A 16,577-nucleotide genomic window follows, 5' to 3' on the forward strand; every position below is an offset into this window, starting at 1 on the left:
GGCCCGTCGGGCCGTCCGATCCCGGGTGGGAGGGTGGCACCCTGCCGATGAGGGCTCACGGGCGCGGCCTCCGGTGCCGCCTCAGCTCGTCCTCGCCCGAGACGCAGGAGGATGCCCGATGGACGACCAGACGCTGGAGCTGCTGCACGCCAACCTGGCGGAGGTGTTCGGGGAGCGCGACGCCGACGCCCGGCGGGAGGCGGCCCGCCGCACCTACACCGCCGACGTCACCTTCACCGACGCCGAGGGGACCGTGCACGGCTGGGAGGCCGTCGCCACCAAGGCGGGTGCCCTGCAGGACGGACTGCCACCCGGAGCCGCGTTCGCCGAGGAGGGGCCGGTCTACGCCGGAGCGGGACGCGCGGCGCTCGCCTGGCGCCTCGGTCCGGCGGACGGTGAGCCGCTCGTGCGTGGGATCGACATCGTCACGATCGTGGACGGACGCATCAGCGAGCTGCTCACCCTGCTCGTCGGCTGATCCCGTCCGCCACGCTCCGCGTCGGAAGGGACCCGCTCAGAGCCGGCGCAGGACGGCGACGACCTTGCCCAGGATCGTGGCGTGGTTGCCGTCGATCGGGTCGTAGGCCGGGTTGTGCGGCATCAGCCACACCTGGCCCGGCTGGCGCTTGAAGGTCTTCACGGTGGCCTCGTTGTCGAGCAGGGCGGCGACGATGTCGCCGTTGTCGGCGTTCGGCTGCTGCCGGACGACCACCCAGTCGCCGTCGCAGATCGCGGCGTCGATCATCGAGTCGCCGCGGACCTCGAGGGTGAACATGGTGCCCTCGCCCACGAGCTGGCGCGGCAGGGCGAACACGTCCTCGACGCGCTCCTCGGCGAGGATCGGCCCGCCGGCCGCGATGCGGCCGAGCACCGGGACGTGGACGGGCTCGGGGAAGGCGTTCACGCCCGAGTCGTCGACCTCGACCAGGCGGGGCCTCACCAGCTCGACGGGGGCGACGCGCACCGGCTCGGGGGCACGACGGTCCTCGCCGGGGAGGAGCACCTCGAGCGCGCGCGGCCGGTTCGGGTCGCGACGCAGGAAGCCCTTCTGCTCCAGCGCCTTCAGCTGGTGGGACACGCTCGAGGAGCTGGCCAGGCCGACCGCCTCGCCCATCTCGCGGATGCTCGGCGGGTAGCCGCGCGACTCGACCGTGTCGCGGATGACCTCGAGGATGCGGCGCTGGCGCGGGGTGAGGCCCGAGCTGTCCGCGGGACCGTCGGGCAGCGAGCTCACCGACGCCGACTCGCCCAGCTGCGCCGCGACCTCGGCCTTGGTCGGACGCCCCCGCCGACGGGCGGGTCGGCCGGTGTCGCTCGTGGGGCTGTCCGGCGTGTCGTCGTGTGCCATGGACGGCACTGTAGGAAAGACGCCGAGCACATTCAAACACCTGTTCGAGCGTGTCGCCCGCGTGTCGTGGCGGAGAGCGCTCGCCCTGGGGCCACCCGTGCCGTGTGGTGGTGCGCGAGCCCGTACGCCGCCCGTCGACGGTGCGCCTGCGAGAGGTGCGCACCTCCAGCCGCGTTTTTGTCAGACCCCCCTGGTGGACTCCGGAGCATGAAGTTCTCGAACACCGCTTCGAATGTGCTTGCGCCGCGACCCGGGGTGCGATACACATCGAACACGCGTTCGATCGAACGGACGTTCGACCGTACGCCCTACACGTTGAGGAGCACCGTCATGAGTGTCGCACTCGCCGAGCCCGTCGCCCCCGCTGTCGTCGAGCGGCCCCGCGCCCTCCGGCTGGTTCCCGCGGGGCCCGGGGTCGAGCCCGCGGCCGCCCCGACCCGCACCCGGCCCCGCCGGTCGGGCCCGGGTGTCGGACCGGCCGCTCGGCCGCGCCGGCTGCGCTTCACCGCGCCGCCCGCCGCGCGGACCCAGGCGTGCCGGGTGGCCGCACCCGTCGCGGTCCCGGCTGCCGCTCCCGCGTCTGCGCCGAGCTGGCGGCTCACCGAGCGCGGCGTGGCCGTCGTGCTCGCCGTCGCCGCCGCTCTCGTGGTCGCCAGCGTCGTGGTCGTGGGGCTCACCGCGCTCCGCGTCACGAGCGACGGCTACCGCGCCTCGCACGCGTCCGACGCCGTCGTCGTCGCGCAGGGCTGAGCCTGAGCGGACGCCTGTCGGTCGACGCTGTGCGTCGGGCGGATGCTCGTCGTCGGTCCTGAGCTCCTGGTCGCGAGCTGGAGGACCCGTTGGTCACGACCACCCGACGGGTCGCTCGTCCACCGTGCGGACGACGACCGTCTCGATGATCTTGTCGGCGAACGTCTGCCGCTCCTCGTCCCACAGCGGCCAGAGGTAGCCGATCCACGCGAAGCCGTCGAGCACGTGGAGCAGGTCGCGCAGGAACGCGTTGAGGGTACCGACGGGGCGGCCGTCGACCTGGCTCAGGAGGCGGGTGCCGGTCAGCCGGCGACCGAGCGACTGGCCCGTCCGGCCGCCGCAGATCCAGCGGTTCCAGAGGTTCCACCCGATCGCGACCAGGTTCAGCGCGAGGCCGCCGACCAGCAGGCCCCAGCGGGGCTCGGCGTCCACGTCGCCCCGCAGCAGGCCGGCGTACAGCGGGAGGTAGGCGAGCAGCTGCAGGACCAGCGCGACGTACGCGGGCGCGTGGTCGACGAGGTCGCCGAGGACCCGGCTGCCCCAGCGCGCGTACTGGTCACGGCGCCATCGCGGTCGGGGCCGAGCGTGCGCCGGCCAGCCGGGGAGGGGTGCCGGCCAGCCCGGGACCGGACCGGGCGGCGCCGACCATCCGACGTCCGGCGGTCCCGTCCATCCCGGCGGCAGGGGAGCGGGCGGCGTCCAGGGCGCCGGGCCGGGCGTCCACGGAGCCCACGAGGGGGAGGCACCGGGAGCGGGCGGACGAGCCGAGGGCGCGGGTGCTCCGGGCACGCCGAACCGGGTCACCCGGCCGTAGACGGGGCCGGAGGGCTGGCTCGGACCGCCTCCCGCGGCGGACGCCGGGTCGGGCGCGGGGGCAGGTGGCACGTCCGGCCCCGACGGCTCCTGCTGGTCGCGACCGGTCTGCTCGCCCACGTGCCCTCCTGCTCGAGCGCCCCGGCCTCGAGGCGCAGCCCAGGTTAAGGCGCGTCCGGTCCGCGCGGACCGCACGCGAGGCAGAATGTCGGGCATGGCGACGAGGGTGGCGGGCTCGAGGACTCCGACGGCCCACGGCGACGGTGCAGCCGCCGCGTTCTCCCCGCGCACGGCGCTGCGCCCGCTCGTCGGGTTCTTCGCGACCGGGCTCGGCCTCAGCGCCCTCTACGCCACGACGGGCATCGGCGTCAGCTGCCCGTTCCGCGTCGTCACCGGCTGGGACTGCCCCCTGTGCGGCGGCACCCGGATGGGCAGTGCCCTGCTCCACGGCGACGTCGCGACCGCCTTCGCCTTCAACCCGCTCGCGCTGGTGCTGATCGCCGTGCTGGGCGTGATCGGGCTCTGCTGGGTGGTCGAGGCCCTCGGCGGTCCGGCGGTGCGGCTCCCCGCAGCGGTGCGGCAGCGCTGGCGGCGCACCACGCCCACGCAGCGCCTGGTCGCGTTCTTCGCGGTGGGTGTCGCCTACACCCTCGTGCGCAACCTGACCTGACCCACGGCCGGTCATCCGGCTCTCTCCCGCAGCAGCGGCCTGCGGCCTCAGGGCGGTCCACGCCGGCGTCGTCCACGCCGCGTCGTCCACGCCTGGACCGTCCACGCCTGCACCGTCCGTGCCTGGGTCCCGTCGGCCCGGCAGGTGCGCCCCCGCCCTCGTCGCGCCGCGTCCCGGCGGCTGCCCCGGCGTGTCCTGCGACGCGACGCGCGAAAGTGTCAGTCCTCTTGCACATAGTGGGTCCCGGTCGTAAGGTCACTACATCTAGTGGTTACACCGCTGTAGTTCATCCACAACTAGTGGTCGGTTACCCACACAAGTCCACAGCACGGTCCACACGTCCTCCCCAGGGTTGTCCCCAGGGGCCGACGGTCAAACGGTGCGGAACGGGTCGAGAGGAGCCGCAGGTGCACTGCCCGTACTGCCGTCACGGCGACTCCAAGGTGCTCGACTCGCGCACCGCCGAGGACGGCGGCAGCATCCGCCGCCGCCGCCAGTGCCCGGTCTGCGAGCGTCGTTTCACCACCGTCGAGCAGATGCAGCTCGTGGTGGTCAAGCGCAGCGGCGTGGTCGAGCCGTTCAGCCGCGACAAGGCGGTGTCCGGGGTGCGCAAGGCCTGCAAGGGCCGCCCGGTCACGGAGACCCAGCTCGCCCGGCTCGGCCAGCTGGTCGAGGACTCGCTGCGGGCCTGCGGCCAGCCCGAGATCCCCGCGGACGAGGTCGGTGTGGCGATCCTCGGTCCCCTCCGCGAGCTCGACCAGGTGGCCTACCTGCGCTTCGCGAGCGTCTACCGGCAGTTCCGCTCGGTCGACGACTTCGAGTCCGAGATCGCGCTGCTGCGCGCCGAGGGGGAGCCGGCGGGCATCGAGCCGCTCATCCCCGACCCGCTGCTCGACTCCAAGGTCGCGAGCTTCACCCCGCACCGCCTGACCCCGCGCCGCCGCCCCGCCGGTGGCGGGGGTCAGCCCCCGCCCTGAGGGGCGCCCCGACTCCGGGGCCGGGAGCGCATTGCTGGGGAAGGCAGCGCGCTCTCGGCCCCGGTCCCAGCCCGACGTACGCACCGCCAGCACCCCCGAGCGGCGGGGCAGCGTCAACCAGCACGACCGGTCCTGACGGGTCGGAGCACCACCCCGGGCCCAAGGGCCCGGACCCGCACCAGAGCACGACCCGGGGACTACCAGCCCAGCGCAGACCGTTCTACGAGGGACGGCGTGCACGTCAGGAAGAAGGACAGATGACCGAGACCACCCGTGCGGCCAACGGCCGCGGCGACACCGCGAAGAGCACCGCGAAGAACGGCCGCAAGAGCGCCGGGCTCGTGCTCGAGCGCGTGTTCAGCAGCGGCGTGCACCCGTACGACGAGGTCACCTGGGAGCGTCGTGACGTCGTCCAGACCAACTGGAAGACCGGCGAGACCGTCTTCGAGCAGCACGGCGTGGAGTTCCCGGACTTCTGGAGCGTCAACGCCTCCACGATCGTCACCACCAAGTACTTCCGCGGCGCCCTCGGCAGCCCGGTGCGCGAGCAGGGGCTCAAGCAGCTCATCGACCGCGTCGTGCACACCTACCGCAAGGCCGGCGAGGACTACGGCTACTTCGCCGACGCGGCCTCCGCCGAGGTCTTCGAGCACGAGCTGACCTGGCTCCTGCTCCACCAGCACTTCTCCTTCAACTCGCCGGTGTGGTTCAACGTCGGGACGCAGTCGCCGCAGCAGGTCAGCGCCTGCTTCATCCTCTCCGTCGACGACTCGATGGACTCGATCCTGAACTGGTACCGCGAGGAGGGCTTCATCTTCAAGGGCGGCTCCGGTGCCGGCCTCAACCTCTCGCGCATCCGCTCCAGCAAGGAGCTGCTGACCTCCGGCGGCACCGCGTCGGGCCCGGTCTCCTTCATGCGCGGCGCGGACGCCAGCGCGGGGACGATCAAGTCGGGCGGCGCCACGCGTCGCGCGGCCAAGATGGTCGTGCTCGACGTCGACCACCCCGACATCGAGGAGTTCGTCGAGACCAAGGCGCGCGAGGAGGACAAGATCCGCGCGCTGCGCGACGCCGGCTTCGACATGGACCTGGGCGGCAAGGACATCACGTCCGTGCAGTACCAGAACGCGAACAACTCCGTCCGCGTGAACGACGAGTTCATGCGTGCGGTCGAGCAGGGCACCGACTTCGGGCTGCGCTCGCGCACCACCGGCGAGGTCATCGAGACCGTCGACGCCCGCGACCTGTGGAGCAAGATCGCCCTCGCGGCGTGGCAGTGCGCCGACCCGGGCATCCAGTACGACGACACGATCAACGACTGGCACACCAACCCGGAGTCGGGCCGCATCAACGCGTCCAACCCGTGCTCGGAGTACATGAGCCTGGACAACAGCTCGTGCAACCTGGCCAGCCTCAACCTGCTCAAGTTCCTCCGCGACGACGACACCTTCGACGCCGAGCGCTTCGAGAAGGCCGTCGAGCTGATCATCACCGCGATGGACATCTCGATCTGCTTCGCCGACTTCCCGACCGAGTCGATCGGGCGCACCACCCGCGACTACCGCCAGCTGGGCATCGGCTACGCCAACCTCGGCGCGCTGCTGATGGCCACGGGCCACGGCTACGACTCCGACGGCGGCCGCGCGCTCGCCGGCGCCATCACCTCGCTGATGACGGGCGTCTCCTACCGCCGCTCGGCCGAGCTGGCCGGGATCGTCGGCCCGTACGCCGGCTTCGCCCGCAACGCCGACGCGCACCGCCGGGTCATGCGCAAGCACCAGGCCGCCGACGACTCGCTGCGCGACGTCGACGCCATGGGCTCCTCGATCCACGCCCGGGCCACCAAGGCGTGGGACGGCGTGATCAAGACCGGCGAGGCCAACGGCTTCCGCAACGCACAGGCCTCGGTCCTCGCGCCCACCGGGACCATCGGCTTCATGATGGACTGCGACACGACCGGCATCGAGCCGGACTTCTCGCTGGTCAAGTTCAAGAAGCTCGTCGGCGGCGGCTCGATGCAGATCGTCAACCAGACGATCCCGCGCGCTCTCGCCAAGCTCGGCTACGCCGACGAGACCGTCGAGGCGATCGTCGAGTACATCGCCGAGAACGGCCACGTCGTCGACGCCCCCGGCCTCAAGCCGGAGCACTACGAGGTCTTCGACACCGCCATGGGCCGCCGGGCCATCAAGCCGATGGGCCACGTGCGGATGATGGCGGCCGCGCAGCCGTTCCTGTCCGGCGCCATCTCCAAGACGGTCAACCTGCCCGAGACCGCGACGGTCGAGGAGATCGCCGACGTCTACCTGCAGGGCTGGAAGTACGGCCTCAAGGCGCTCGCGGTCTACCGCGACAACTGCAAGGTCGGCCAGCCGCTCAGCGACGGCAAGGCGGAGAAGAAGACCGAGGACGCCCCGGTGGCCGCGGCCGAGCCGACCGTCGTGGAGAAGGTCGTCTACAAGCCGCAGCGCAAGCGCATGCCGAAGTCGCGCTCGAGCCTGACCCGCTCGTTCTCCGTCGGCGGGGCCGAGGGCTACATGACCTCGGGCGCGTACGAGGACGGCGGCCTGGGCGAGGTCTTCCTCAAGCTCGGCAAGCAGGGCTCGACCCTGGCCGGCGTGATGGACGCCTTCTCGATCGCGGTGTCGATCGGCCTGCAGTACGGCGTGCCGCTCGAGACGTTCGTGCAGAAGTTCACGAACCTCAAGTTCGAGCCGGCCGGCCTGACCGACGACTCCGACATCCGGATGGCGCAGTCGATCATGGACTACATCTTCCGGCGCCTCGCCCTGGAGTACCTGACCTTCGACGACCGTGCCGAGCTCGGCATCTACACGGCGACGGAGCGGGCCCGCCAGGTCGAGACCGGCTCCTACCTGCCCGAGCCGGAGGAGGAGCAGATCGAGTCGGAGTCGCTCAAGAGCGACGCGGGCGACACGGTCGACACCGACGCCGTCGAGGTGGAGGTCCCCGTGGCGTCGGCCAAGCCGGCACCGAGCACCGCGCACACGACGTCGGAGCTCTTCGAGCGCCTGACCGGCACCAGCGTCGACGCCCCGCTCTGCCTCACCTGCGGGACCAAGATGCGCCCGAGCGGCAGCTGCTACGTCTGCGAGGGCTGCGGCTCCACGAGCGGCTGCAGCTGATCCTCGCCTGACCTCGACCGGCCCGGTCCCCACCAGGGGGCCGGGCCGGTCTGGTCGTGGGGCGGCGGACCTGGGATCGTCGGTCCGTGGCCAGCGCGCTGGAGGACCTGCTCGTCCGTCACGTGGAGGCGGGCACGGTGCCCGGCGCGATCGGACTGCTCGGGCGCGACGACCCGGAGGTCGTCGCCGTCGGCGTGGCCGCCGTCGGCGGACCGGCGCTGCGTGATGACGCCATCGTCCGCATCCAGTCGATGACCAAGGCGGTCACGGCAGTGGCTGTGCTGCGGCTGGTCGAGGCGGGACGCCTCGGGCTCGACGACAGCGTCGAGCCGTGGCTGCCAGAGCTCGCCCGTCGACGGGTGCTGCGGGCCCCGACCGCCGCGCTCGACGACACGGAACCGGCCGTCCGGCCGATCACGGTGCGCCACCTGCTCACGAACACGTCGGGCTACGGCATGCTCCTCGAACCGTCACCCCTTGCGGAGGCGATGGCCGCCAACGCCACCGAGGCCGGGCCGAACCCGTTCCCGGGCAGCGCGGACGCGTGGATGGGCCGACTCGCCGGGCTGCCGCTGGCGTTCCAGCCGGGGGAGGGCTGGCGCTACCACCACTCGTACGCGGTGCTGGGCGTCCTGGTCTCGAGGCTGACCGGGCGCGGGTTCGGCGAGCACCTCGCCGACGACCTCCTCGGGCCGCTGGGGATGGTCGACACCGGGCTGTGGGTCCCGACCGCGGAGCTGCACCGGCTGCCGGCGGCGTACCGGCACGACGGCGAGCGGCTGGTCGAGACCGAGCCGGCGGGCGGCGGCGCGTACGCGGGTCCGCCGGACGTCGACGTCAGCCACGGCGAGCTCGTCTCGACCGCGCGCGACTACCACCGCTTCCTCCGGGCCCTCGTGACGGGCGAGGACGTCGGAGGTCCTCCGCTCGTCTCTGCCGCGCACCGGCGCCTCATGACGAGCGACCAGGTCGCTCCCGCGCTCAAGACGCCGACGAGCTTCTTCCCCGGCTTCTGGGACACGACGGGGTGGGGCTTCGGCGTCGGCGTGGTGACGACCGACCCGCACCGCGGCCGGTTCGGCTGGTCGGGAGGCCAGGGGACCGACTTCTTCGTCGACCCCGACGGCACGGTCGGGGTGCTCCTCACCCAGGTCGAGCTCGGCGAGCACGTGTGGCCCCTCGTGGAGGAGTTCCAGGCCCTCGCCTGAGCGGCGCCGCTACGCGGCGGCGCACCCGGCTACTGCAGAGGGAACGGGGACTGCGCGGACGCGGGCAGGGCGCTCGTCTCGACCGAGGCGACCCACTTGACCCACCAGAAGCCGCGGTGCCCGGGCGCGACCAGCCGTACGGGTGCGCCGTAGCCGGCGCTGAGGCGTGCGCCCTCGACCCGCGTGCACAGGAACAGCGCGCCTGCCGCGTCGACGTCGAACCGGCGTCGGTAGCCCGTCACGCTCGTGACCACGAGGCTCCGCGCCTCGGCGAGCGCGGACGCGGGGAGCAGGTCGGCCAGCGCGACACCGGTCCAGGTCGCGTCGGCGTACCAGCCGGTCGTGCAGTCGAGGCGCGCCCGCACGGGTCCGCCGCGCGCGTCGAGGTCGGCCGCGGTGACTCCGACGCCGGCGATCGTCACCTCCTGGGCCTGCTCGGCGGCGCCGGGGACACGGTCGAGCAGCCAGATGGTCGCGGGGACGTCGGCGGCCGGGATGCGGTGCGAGCCGGTGGCGGTGCGGCGCTCGGCGGCCCCGCTCGCGACGGTCACCCCGTCGAGCGCGACGAAGGTCCCAGCGGCCGCCGCGGTGAACGCCGCCGTCCGCAGCAGCTGGCGACGCCCCGCGTCGGTGCGCCGGACGAGCCGGGGCCGCCAGTGCCGGACCACGTGGGTGGCGAGGAGGGCGACGATCCCCACGGCCGACCCGACGTGGACCTGGATCGGGGTCAGGGCGCCGCCGCGGACGTCCGGACCGACGAGCACCTCGACCACCCCGGCCACGACGCAGGTGACGACGAGCAGGGCCAGCGCCAGCCCCAGGGGGGTGACGCGCGGGGCCCGCCGGACGACGACGACCTTCCACGGCACGAGCGCGAGGAGGCCGAGCCCGAGCACGCCGTGGGCGACCGCGGCCGCGCGGGCCGTCACGAGACCGGCCGTGGCGAAGGCGAGCCCGCCGGTGGCCAGGCTGCCGAGCAGCAGGAGCAGGAGCCCGGCGTTCGTCCGCCGTCCCGCGCGCCGCAGCACCCGGCGCGGCGCGAGCGCGTGCGGACGGACGGGCGTGCTCACTGCGCTCCGCGTCCGGCTCAGGACCAGCCGGCGCGGGTGGGGCGTGTGCCCGCGCCCGGCCCGTACCACTCGGGCAGCCCCGGCGGGATCCAGCCGGGAGCGGTCGCGGCGCCGGGTGGACCTCCCGGGAGCGTGGGCTGCGGCAGCTCCGGCGGCAGGACGACGAACGGTCGGAGCGCCGCCGCCCGGTCGAGCAGGCCGAGCATGCGCTGGTTGACGTCGCGCGGGGCGGTGCCGTTGACGAAGCGGTTGTGCAGGAAGGCGATCTCGATCATGGTCTGCTGGAACGCCCGCAGCGCCTGCGCCGCCGGCTTGCCCGCCCGCATCCGGGCGTAGCGGCGGGCGGAGACCCGGTCGGAGATGCGCGCCACCCAGCGCACCTCCTCCGGACGGGTCCAGCCCATCTGGACCGTCTGCTGCAGGGCGGTGAGGAGCATCCGGCCCTCGCGCGAGCGGGCCCAGATGGCGATCGAGATGATCACGATCAGCAGCGGCAGCATGATCAGCCCGTACGCGGTGAGGAAGCCGCGGCCGCCGTACACGGTGCTGCCGTTCCAGATGCCGTGCAGCACGATGCCGGTCAGGTAGCCGAGCAGCGGGGCGACGACCTGCTTGGCCCTCGACGTCGACGTGGCGCCGATGCCGAAGCCGAGGCCGGTGGCCGCCGTGAACAGCGGGTGCGCGAAGGGGCTCATCACCCCGCGCAGGACGACGGTGGTCGTCAGGCCGGCCGCACCGCCCTCGTTCAGGGCCGACAGGTAGTAGAGGATGTCCTCCACGAAGGCGAAGCCGACGCCGACCAGCGCGCCGTAGACGACGCCGTCGAGCAGGCCGTGGACCTGCGAGCGCCGCAGCAGCACGACGGCGACGAGGAAGAGGCCCTTGCCGGTCTCCTCGACCACGGGCGCGACGATCGCGAACGAGGCGAACGACTCGTTGCCCGTCACCAGCGCCGCGGCCGACTCGACGACGAAGCTGAGGATGACCGCGACCACGCCGCCCCAGCCGATCGCCGCGAGGCGGTAACGGGCGGGCTCGGGCTCGTAGCGGTCGAGCCAGAAGATCACCAGCAGGATGACCGGGAAGGCCAGCGCGGCGAGGAACGTCACCAGCGCGACCGGACCGAGGCCGCCGAAGGCGACGAACAGCCCGGCGATGACCAGCGCGCCCACCCCGAGGACGGCTGTCGTCACCCAGGTCAGGGCCGACCGCGGGTGGTGCAGCAGCGCGGGCGGGACGACGGCGCCGCCACCCGTCACGGGCACCGGTGACCGACCACTCATGGCTCGACTCCTCCTCGACGCGGGGTGGATCCGGGTGCGCCGGGGACCACCCTAGGTTTCGGGCGACCTGCCCGCACGCCCGCCGGGCCGACGCGCACGAGGCGGGTCCGGGTCGGCCTCGGCGGGCGACGCGTGCGCTAGGTTCGGGCTCGTGAGGAGGTGCGCGGCGTGAGCGGGGTCGACGGGATCGACGACTTCGACATCGACCGCGCCATCGAGCAGGCCTGGAGCGAGTTCGGTGCCCGGCTCGCCGAGGTGCTCTCGATGGTCGACGAGTCCGGCGACCTCACGATCGGCACGCCCACGGGCGACGGCGCCCCCGACAGTTGGGTGCGCTTCTCGAGCCCCGCGCGCGACCGGGTCCGGGCCGTGGCCGGCGTGGCGGCCGGCCGGACGCAGACCGAGCAGGTCGACGCCCTCGCCGCCGACGGCTGGGAGCGCTGCGACCCCTCGGGCGCGGACGCCCCGGGCCTGGAGCACCTGCGCGCCGAGTGCGCGCAGGAGGAGTCCGAGACGCTCGCCGAGCAGGCCGTCCGTGCGCTGCGCGACGTCTTCGGCGTGCAGCACCCCGTATTCCTCGCTCCCGACCAGCTCGCCGAGGTGCTCCAGCCCGAGGTCGCCGAGACGACCGAGCCGACGCCACCCTCGACGAACGGCTCCACCGGCGCCGTCCTCGAGCCCGCCCGCCTGCCGCGCCGGGGCACGCCGATCGAGGTAGATCCCGACGACCTCAACGCCACGCTGCCCGACGGCCCGGGCCACCTGAGCCGGCTCGTCGACGCCGAGCTGACGAGCATGTACGGCCACCCGCCCTACCGCGACAACGAGGGCGACGTCGCCATCCGCGTCGGCTCGACGATGCTCTTCCTGCGCACCAGCGGCGACGGCAAGGAGGTCACGGTCTTCGCGGCCGTGGTCCACGACGTCTCCGGCCGCTCGCGCGCCGCCGAGGTCGTCAACGACCTGAACGTCGAGTCGCGCTGGGTCAAGTTCCAGCTCGTGCGCGACCGGGTGTTCGCCAGCATCTCGGTGCTCGCGCAGCCCTTCGTGCCGGCCCACCTGCACCAGGCCGTCCGCGTCCTCTCCGACGTCGCGGACGGCATCGACGAGGACCTGGCGGCGAAGCTGGACGGAAGAACCACGTTCTAGTCCTCGCTCGTACGCGGTCGTCCGCCCTGGACCTGCCGTCTTCCTCCTCCCGCGTCACGACGATGAAGCGTTGTCGTGACGCGCTCGTCGTCCAGACGGCAGGGGGCGGACTCCCTCTCGTACGAGCGAGCGGTCCACTTCCTGCGGAGCGGGTAGCGGTGTCCGGTGCGGTCTGCTTCCACTTCGGGTCTCCGGACACGCGGTCCGGCTGGCTCGTCCGACTAGCCTGGGTCCAGTGAGTGACGTGGCAGTGCAGGAGAGTCCCGCGCTCCACCTCACGTACGACGAGGCGCTGCCGATCACGGCGTGGCACGACGAGATCGCCGGGCTCGTGCGGGACCACCCGGTGGTGGTCGTGGCGGGGGAGACGGGGTCGGGCAAGACGACCCAGCTGCCGAAGATCTGCCTCGAGCTCGGGCGGCGCTCGGTCGCCCACACCCAGCCGCGCCGGCTCGCGGCGAGGACGGTCGCGCAGCGCGTCGCCGACGAGATGGAGACGCCGCTCGGCGACGTCGTCGGCTACCAGGTCCGCTTCACCCGCCAGACGTCGCGGCAGACGCGGCTCAAGATCATGACCGACGGCGTGCTGCTCGCCGAGATCGGGCGGGACCGCGACCTGCGGCGCTACGACACGATCATCGTCGACGAGGCGCACGAGCGCTCCCTGAACATCGACTTCCTGCTCGGCTACCTCAAGCAGCTGCTGACGCGCCGTGACGACCTCCGGGTGGTCATCACCTCCGCGACGATCGACACCGCCCGCTTCGCCGAGCACTTCGCCGGTCCCGACGGCACGCCGGCGCCCGTGGTCGAGGTGTCCGGGCGCACCTACCCCGTGGAGATGCGCTACCGCCCGATGCTCGACGAGGGCGCGGGCACCGCCGACCAGAACGCGGCGATCGTCGACGCGGTCAAGGAGCTGAGCGCGCTCGGCGGCGGCGACGTCCTGGTCTTCCTCTCCGGCGAGCGCGAGATCCGCGACGCCGCCGACGCGCTCAACGGGGCGGGACTGCGCTCGACGGAGGTCCTGCCGCTGTTCGCGCGGCTGTCGACCGCCGAGCAGCACCGCGTCTTCGCCCCGCACCCGGGCCGGCGGGTGGTGCTCGCCACGAACGTGGCCGAGACCTCGTTGACCGTGCCCGGCATCCGCTACGTCGTCGACGTCGGCACGGCCCGCATCTCGCGCTACTCCGCCCGGACCAAGGTGCAGCGGCTGCCGATCGAACCGGTCTCGCAGGCGTCGGCCAACCAGCGGGCCGGCCGCTGCGGCCGCGTCGCGCCGGGCGTCTGCATCCGCCTCTACAGCGAGGAGGACTTCGCCTCCCGCCCGCTCTTCACCGAGCCGGAGATCCTGCGCACCAACCTCGCCTCGGTCATCCTCCAGATGGCCGCCGCCGAGCTCGGCGACATCGCCTCGTTCCCCTTCGTCGAGCCGCCGGACCGTACGCAGGTCAGCGACGGCCTGCGGCTGCTCACCGAGCTGGGCGCGCTGCACGGCGACGACCGTCCGGGTGCCCGCCGCAACCGGGTCGAGGGCGACGTCCGGCTGACCAAGGTCGGGCAGCGGCTGGCCGCGATCCCCGTCGACCCCCGGATGGGCCGGATGCTGCTGGCCGCCGAGCGCCAGGGCTGCCTCAAGGAGATGCTCGTCGTCGTCGCCGGGCTCTCGATCCCGGACCCGCGCGAGCGCCCGGCCGAGCAGCGCGAGCGCGCCGACGCGCTGCACCGGCGCTTCTGGGCCCCGCTGCCCAGCGGCCCGGCCGAGGAGGGTGACGCCCCGGCGCAGGAGCAGGGACCACCGGTCAACGAGGGCAGCGACTTCCTCGCCCTGCTGCGGCTGTGGGACTACCTCAAGGTCTCGCGCAAGGAGCTGTCGGGCAACGCGTTCCGGCGGCGGGTGCGCGAGGAGTTCCTCCACTACCTGCGGATCCGCGAGTGGCAGGACCTGCACACCCAGCTCAAGCAGGTCTGCCGCGACCTCGGCATGAGCACGAACGAGACCCCCGCCGGGGGGGACCGGATCCACACGGCCGCCCTGACCGGGCTGCTCTCGCACGTCGGGCTGCTCGACGAGCGCGAGGAGCCGCGCGCGCAGGGCAAGGGCCGCCCGGCCCCCAAGCGGCGGCGCCCCGCACGGGAGTACCTCGGCGCCCGCGGGACGCGGTTCGTCATCAGCCCTGGCTCGGCGGCCGGCGCGCGCCCGCCGTCGCTCGTGGTCGCCGCCGAGATCGTCGAGACCAGCCGCCTGTACGCCCGCACGGTCGCCGGTGTCACCGCCGCGCAGGTCGAGGAGGTCGCCCAGCACCTGCTGAACCGCTCCTACTCCGAGCCGCACTGGTCGTCGCGCTCGGGATCGGTGATGGCGTTCGAGCAGGTCACGCTCTACGGCGTCCCGATCGTCGCCCAGCGCCGCGTCGGCTACGCCAAGGTCAACCCGGTCGAGGCCCGCGAGATCTTCCTGCGCGCCGCGCTGGTGGAGGGCCGCTGGCACACCCGGCACCGCTTCGTGCAGCGCAACGCCCAGGTCCGTGCCGAGGTCGAGGAGCTCGAGGAGCGGACCCGGCGCCGCGACCTGGCCGTCGACGACGACACGGTGTACGCCTTCTACGACGCCCGCGTGCCCGCCGACGTCACCTCCGGCGCCGCGTTCGACGCGTGGTGGAAGACCGCGCGGCACGAGACGCCCGAGCTGCTCGACCTGAGCCTGGCCGACCTGACGACCGGGCCGGCGGGGCTGGCCCTCGGCGACGCCTACCCCGACCACTGGGACGTCGCCGGGCACGCGCTCGCCGTCTCCTACCGCTTCTCCCCGGGCGACCCGCGCGACGGGGTGAGCGTGACGGTGCCCGTGGACGTGCTCAACCAGATCGGTCCCGCGCCCTTCGGCTGGCAGGTGCCGGGCTTGCGCGGCGAGCTCGCCACCGAGCTCGTCCGCTCGCTGCCCCGGGCGGTGCGGCGGCTGCTCGTCCCCGCCCCGGAGCACGCCGAGCGGGCCCTCGCCTGGGTCCGCGAGCACCCGGGACCGCCGGGGGAGACCTTCACCGCGGCCCTGGGACGGGCGATCCGCGTCCTCACCGGCGAGACGGTGACGGACGACGCCTGGGACCTCGACGCCGTCCCGGACCATCTGCGGGTGACCTTCGTCGTGACCGACGCGGCGGGCGCCGAGGTCGCGGAGGGCAAGGACCTCGCCGCGCTGAAGACGCGGCTCACCGCCCAGGTCAACGCCGCGCTGGCCGCGACCGCCGACACCTTCACCCGCACCGGGCTGACGGGCTGGGACTTCGGCCGCCTGGAGCCGGAGCTCACCGTGACGAGAGACGGTCGCAGCGTCGTCGGCTACCCCTCGCTCGTCGACGAGCAGACCAGCGTCACGCTGCGCCTGCTCGACACCCCGGCCCGCCAGGCCGCCGCGACCACCGCCGGCCTCCGGCGCCTGGTGCTCCTCGGCACGCCCGACCCCACGCGCTGGGTGGTCGGCCACCTGCCGAACCTCGACAAGCTCGCCCTCGGCTCCAGCCCGTACGCCGGCGTCCCGGCCCTGCTGGCCGACGCGAGGCTCGCGTCGGTGGGCGAGCTGGTCCGTCGCCACGCGCCCACGGGCGCCCCGGTGCGTGACGCGGCCGCGTTCACCCGCCTGTGCGACGCCGTGCGGCAGGACAACCCCGACCTGATGCGCGGCGTGGTCGCCCTCGCCGCCGAGGTCCTGCGGACCTGGGGTCCGGTGCAGAGCGCCCTGCCGCAGGTCGCCGCCCGCAGCCAGGAGGCCGCCGACGACCTGCGCGAGCAGCTGGCCAACCTCGTCTTCGCCGGCTTCCTGTCCGCGACGCCGTACGAGCACCTCGTCGACCTGCCGCGCTACCTGCAGGCCGCGCAGCAGCGCGCGACCACGCTCACCACCCAGCCGGCGCGCGACCAGGCGGGCCGGAAGGTGGTGCTGCGCTGCGAGGACGCGTACGCCGCGCTGGTGGCCGAGGTGCCGCCCGGGCCGCTGCCGGGTGCCGTCGCCGAGGTCGGCTGGCTGCTGGAGGAGCTGCGGGTCAGCCTGTTCGCCCAGGGGCTGCGGACCAAGGTCCCCGTCTCGGAGAAGCGGGTCCGCTCAGCGATCGAGGCGGCGCGCCGGGCCCTGGCCGTTTCGCTCTGAGCGTGCTCGCCCGGCCGTC

At 73.6% G+C, this 16,577-nt stretch carries 12 protein-coding genes; 8 read left to right on the forward strand and 4 right to left on the reverse strand.

What is annotated here, in order from left to right; translation table 11 throughout:
• Window positions 1-118 precede the first annotated feature (118 nt).
• Window positions 119-478, forward strand: a complete 360-nt coding sequence (locus BLU42_RS05340) for a nuclear transport factor 2 family protein (RefSeq protein WP_091073562.1) — start codon at window positions 119-121, stop codon at window positions 476-478.
• Window positions 479-514: 36 nt separating this feature from the next.
• On the opposite strand, the gene lexA is transcribed toward BLU42_RS05340, so the two are convergent.
• Window positions 515-1,348, reverse strand: a complete 834-nt coding sequence (lexA, locus tag BLU42_RS05345; protein WP_091079498.1) for a transcriptional repressor LexA — start codon at window positions 1,346-1,348, stop codon at window positions 515-517.
• Between the two features lie 330 nt (window positions 1,349-1,678).
• Between lexA and BLU42_RS05350 the strand changes: the two genes are divergently transcribed.
• Complete coding sequence (locus tag BLU42_RS05350) at window positions 1,679-2,098, forward strand: hypothetical protein (RefSeq protein ID WP_091073563.1); 420 nt, start codon at window positions 1,679-1,681, stop codon at window positions 2,096-2,098.
• A gap of 93 nt (window positions 2,099-2,191) precedes the next feature.
• Here BLU42_RS05350 and BLU42_RS05355 read toward each other — a convergent pair whose 3' ends face one another.
• Complete coding sequence (locus BLU42_RS05355; RefSeq protein ID WP_157719791.1) at window positions 2,192-3,031, reverse strand: RDD family protein; 840 nt, start codon at window positions 3,029-3,031, stop codon at window positions 2,192-2,194.
• Between the two features lie 94 nt (window positions 3,032-3,125).
• On the opposite strand from BLU42_RS05355, the gene BLU42_RS05360 reads away from it, so the two are divergent.
• From BLU42_RS05360 to BLU42_RS05375, 4 genes are all read left to right on the forward strand, one after another.
• Window positions 3,126-3,581 (forward strand): DUF2752 domain-containing protein, encoded by a 456-nt coding sequence (locus BLU42_RS05360; protein WP_091079502.1) that lies wholly within the window; start codon window positions 3,126-3,128, stop codon window positions 3,579-3,581.
• A gap of 407 nt (window positions 3,582-3,988) precedes the next feature.
• Window positions 3,989-4,558: a transcriptional regulator NrdR gene (gene nrdR, locus BLU42_RS05365; RefSeq protein WP_091073565.1), complete on the forward strand. Its 570-nt coding sequence runs from the start codon at window positions 3,989-3,991 to the stop codon at window positions 4,556-4,558.
• 257 nt (window positions 4,559-4,815) lie between these two features.
• Window positions 4,816-7,704, forward strand: coding sequence for a vitamin B12-dependent ribonucleotide reductase (locus BLU42_RS05370; protein ID WP_091073566.1), 2,889 nt, complete (start codon window positions 4,816-4,818; stop codon window positions 7,702-7,704).
• Between the two features lie 86 nt (window positions 7,705-7,790).
• Window positions 7,791-8,912, forward strand: a complete 1,122-nt coding sequence (locus BLU42_RS05375; protein WP_091073567.1) for a serine hydrolase domain-containing protein — start codon at window positions 7,791-7,793, stop codon at window positions 8,910-8,912.
• Window positions 8,913-8,941: 29 nt separating this feature from the next.
• Here the strand turns inward: BLU42_RS05375 and BLU42_RS05380 are convergent, their stop codons facing one another.
• Both BLU42_RS05380 and BLU42_RS05385 read right to left on the reverse strand, forming a co-directional pair.
• The gene (locus BLU42_RS05380; protein ID WP_157719793.1) at window positions 8,942-9,982 is read right to left on the reverse strand and encodes a molybdopterin-dependent oxidoreductase; all 1,041 of its coding nucleotides are present in this window, start codon (window positions 9,980-9,982) and stop codon (window positions 8,942-8,944) included.
• A 17-nt stretch (window positions 9,983-9,999) separates the two neighbouring features.
• On the reverse strand, window positions 10,000-11,265 hold the full coding sequence (locus tag BLU42_RS05385; RefSeq protein ID WP_157719795.1) for a PrsW family intramembrane metalloprotease: 1,266 nt from the start codon (window positions 11,263-11,265) through the stop codon (window positions 10,000-10,002).
• 168 nt (window positions 11,266-11,433) lie between these two features.
• Between BLU42_RS05385 and BLU42_RS05390 the strand changes: the two genes are divergently transcribed.
• A complete protein-coding gene (locus tag BLU42_RS05390) occupies window positions 11,434-12,414 on the forward strand; it encodes a T3SS (YopN, CesT) and YbjN peptide-binding chaperone 1 (RefSeq protein ID WP_231918454.1) in 981 nt (326 codons plus the stop codon).
• Window positions 12,415-12,649: 235 nt separating this feature from the next.
• Window positions 12,650-16,558 carry an ATP-dependent RNA helicase HrpA gene (gene hrpA, locus BLU42_RS05395; RefSeq protein ID WP_197680626.1) on the forward strand — a complete coding sequence of 1,303 codons (3,909 nt, stop codon included), beginning with the start codon at window positions 12,650-12,652 and terminating at the stop codon, window positions 16,556-16,558.
• The last annotated feature ends 19 nt before the right edge of the window (window positions 16,559-16,577 follow it).

The sequence above is a fragment of the Microlunatus sagamiharensis genome, assembly GCF_900105785.1.
GTDB lineage: Bacteria > Actinomycetota > Actinomycetes > Propionibacteriales > Propionibacteriaceae > Microlunatus > Microlunatus sagamiharensis.

Bases quoted from the DNA above. Each gene is read 5' to 3' on its own strand.
- BLU42_RS05385 (WP_157719795.1), bottom strand. From the start codon at position 11,265: ATGAGTGGTCGGTCACCGGTGCCCGTGACGGGTGGCGGCGCCGTCGTC.
- BLU42_RS05350 (WP_091073563.1), top strand. From the start codon at position 1,679: ATGAGTGTCGCACTCGCCGAGCCCGTCGCCCCCGCTGTCGTCGAGCGG.
- BLU42_RS05360 (WP_091079502.1), top strand. From the start codon at position 3,126: ATGGCGACGAGGGTGGCGGGCTCGAGGACTCCGACGGCCCACGGCGAC.
- lexA (WP_091079498.1), bottom strand. From the start codon at position 1,348: ATGGCACACGACGACACGCCGGACAGCCCCACGAGCGACACCGGCCGA.
- BLU42_RS05370 (WP_091073566.1), top strand. From the start codon at position 4,816: ATGACCGAGACCACCCGTGCGGCCAACGGCCGCGGCGACACCGCGAAG.
- BLU42_RS05340 (WP_091073562.1), top strand. From the start codon at position 119: ATGGACGACCAGACGCTGGAGCTGCTGCACGCCAACCTGGCGGAGGTG.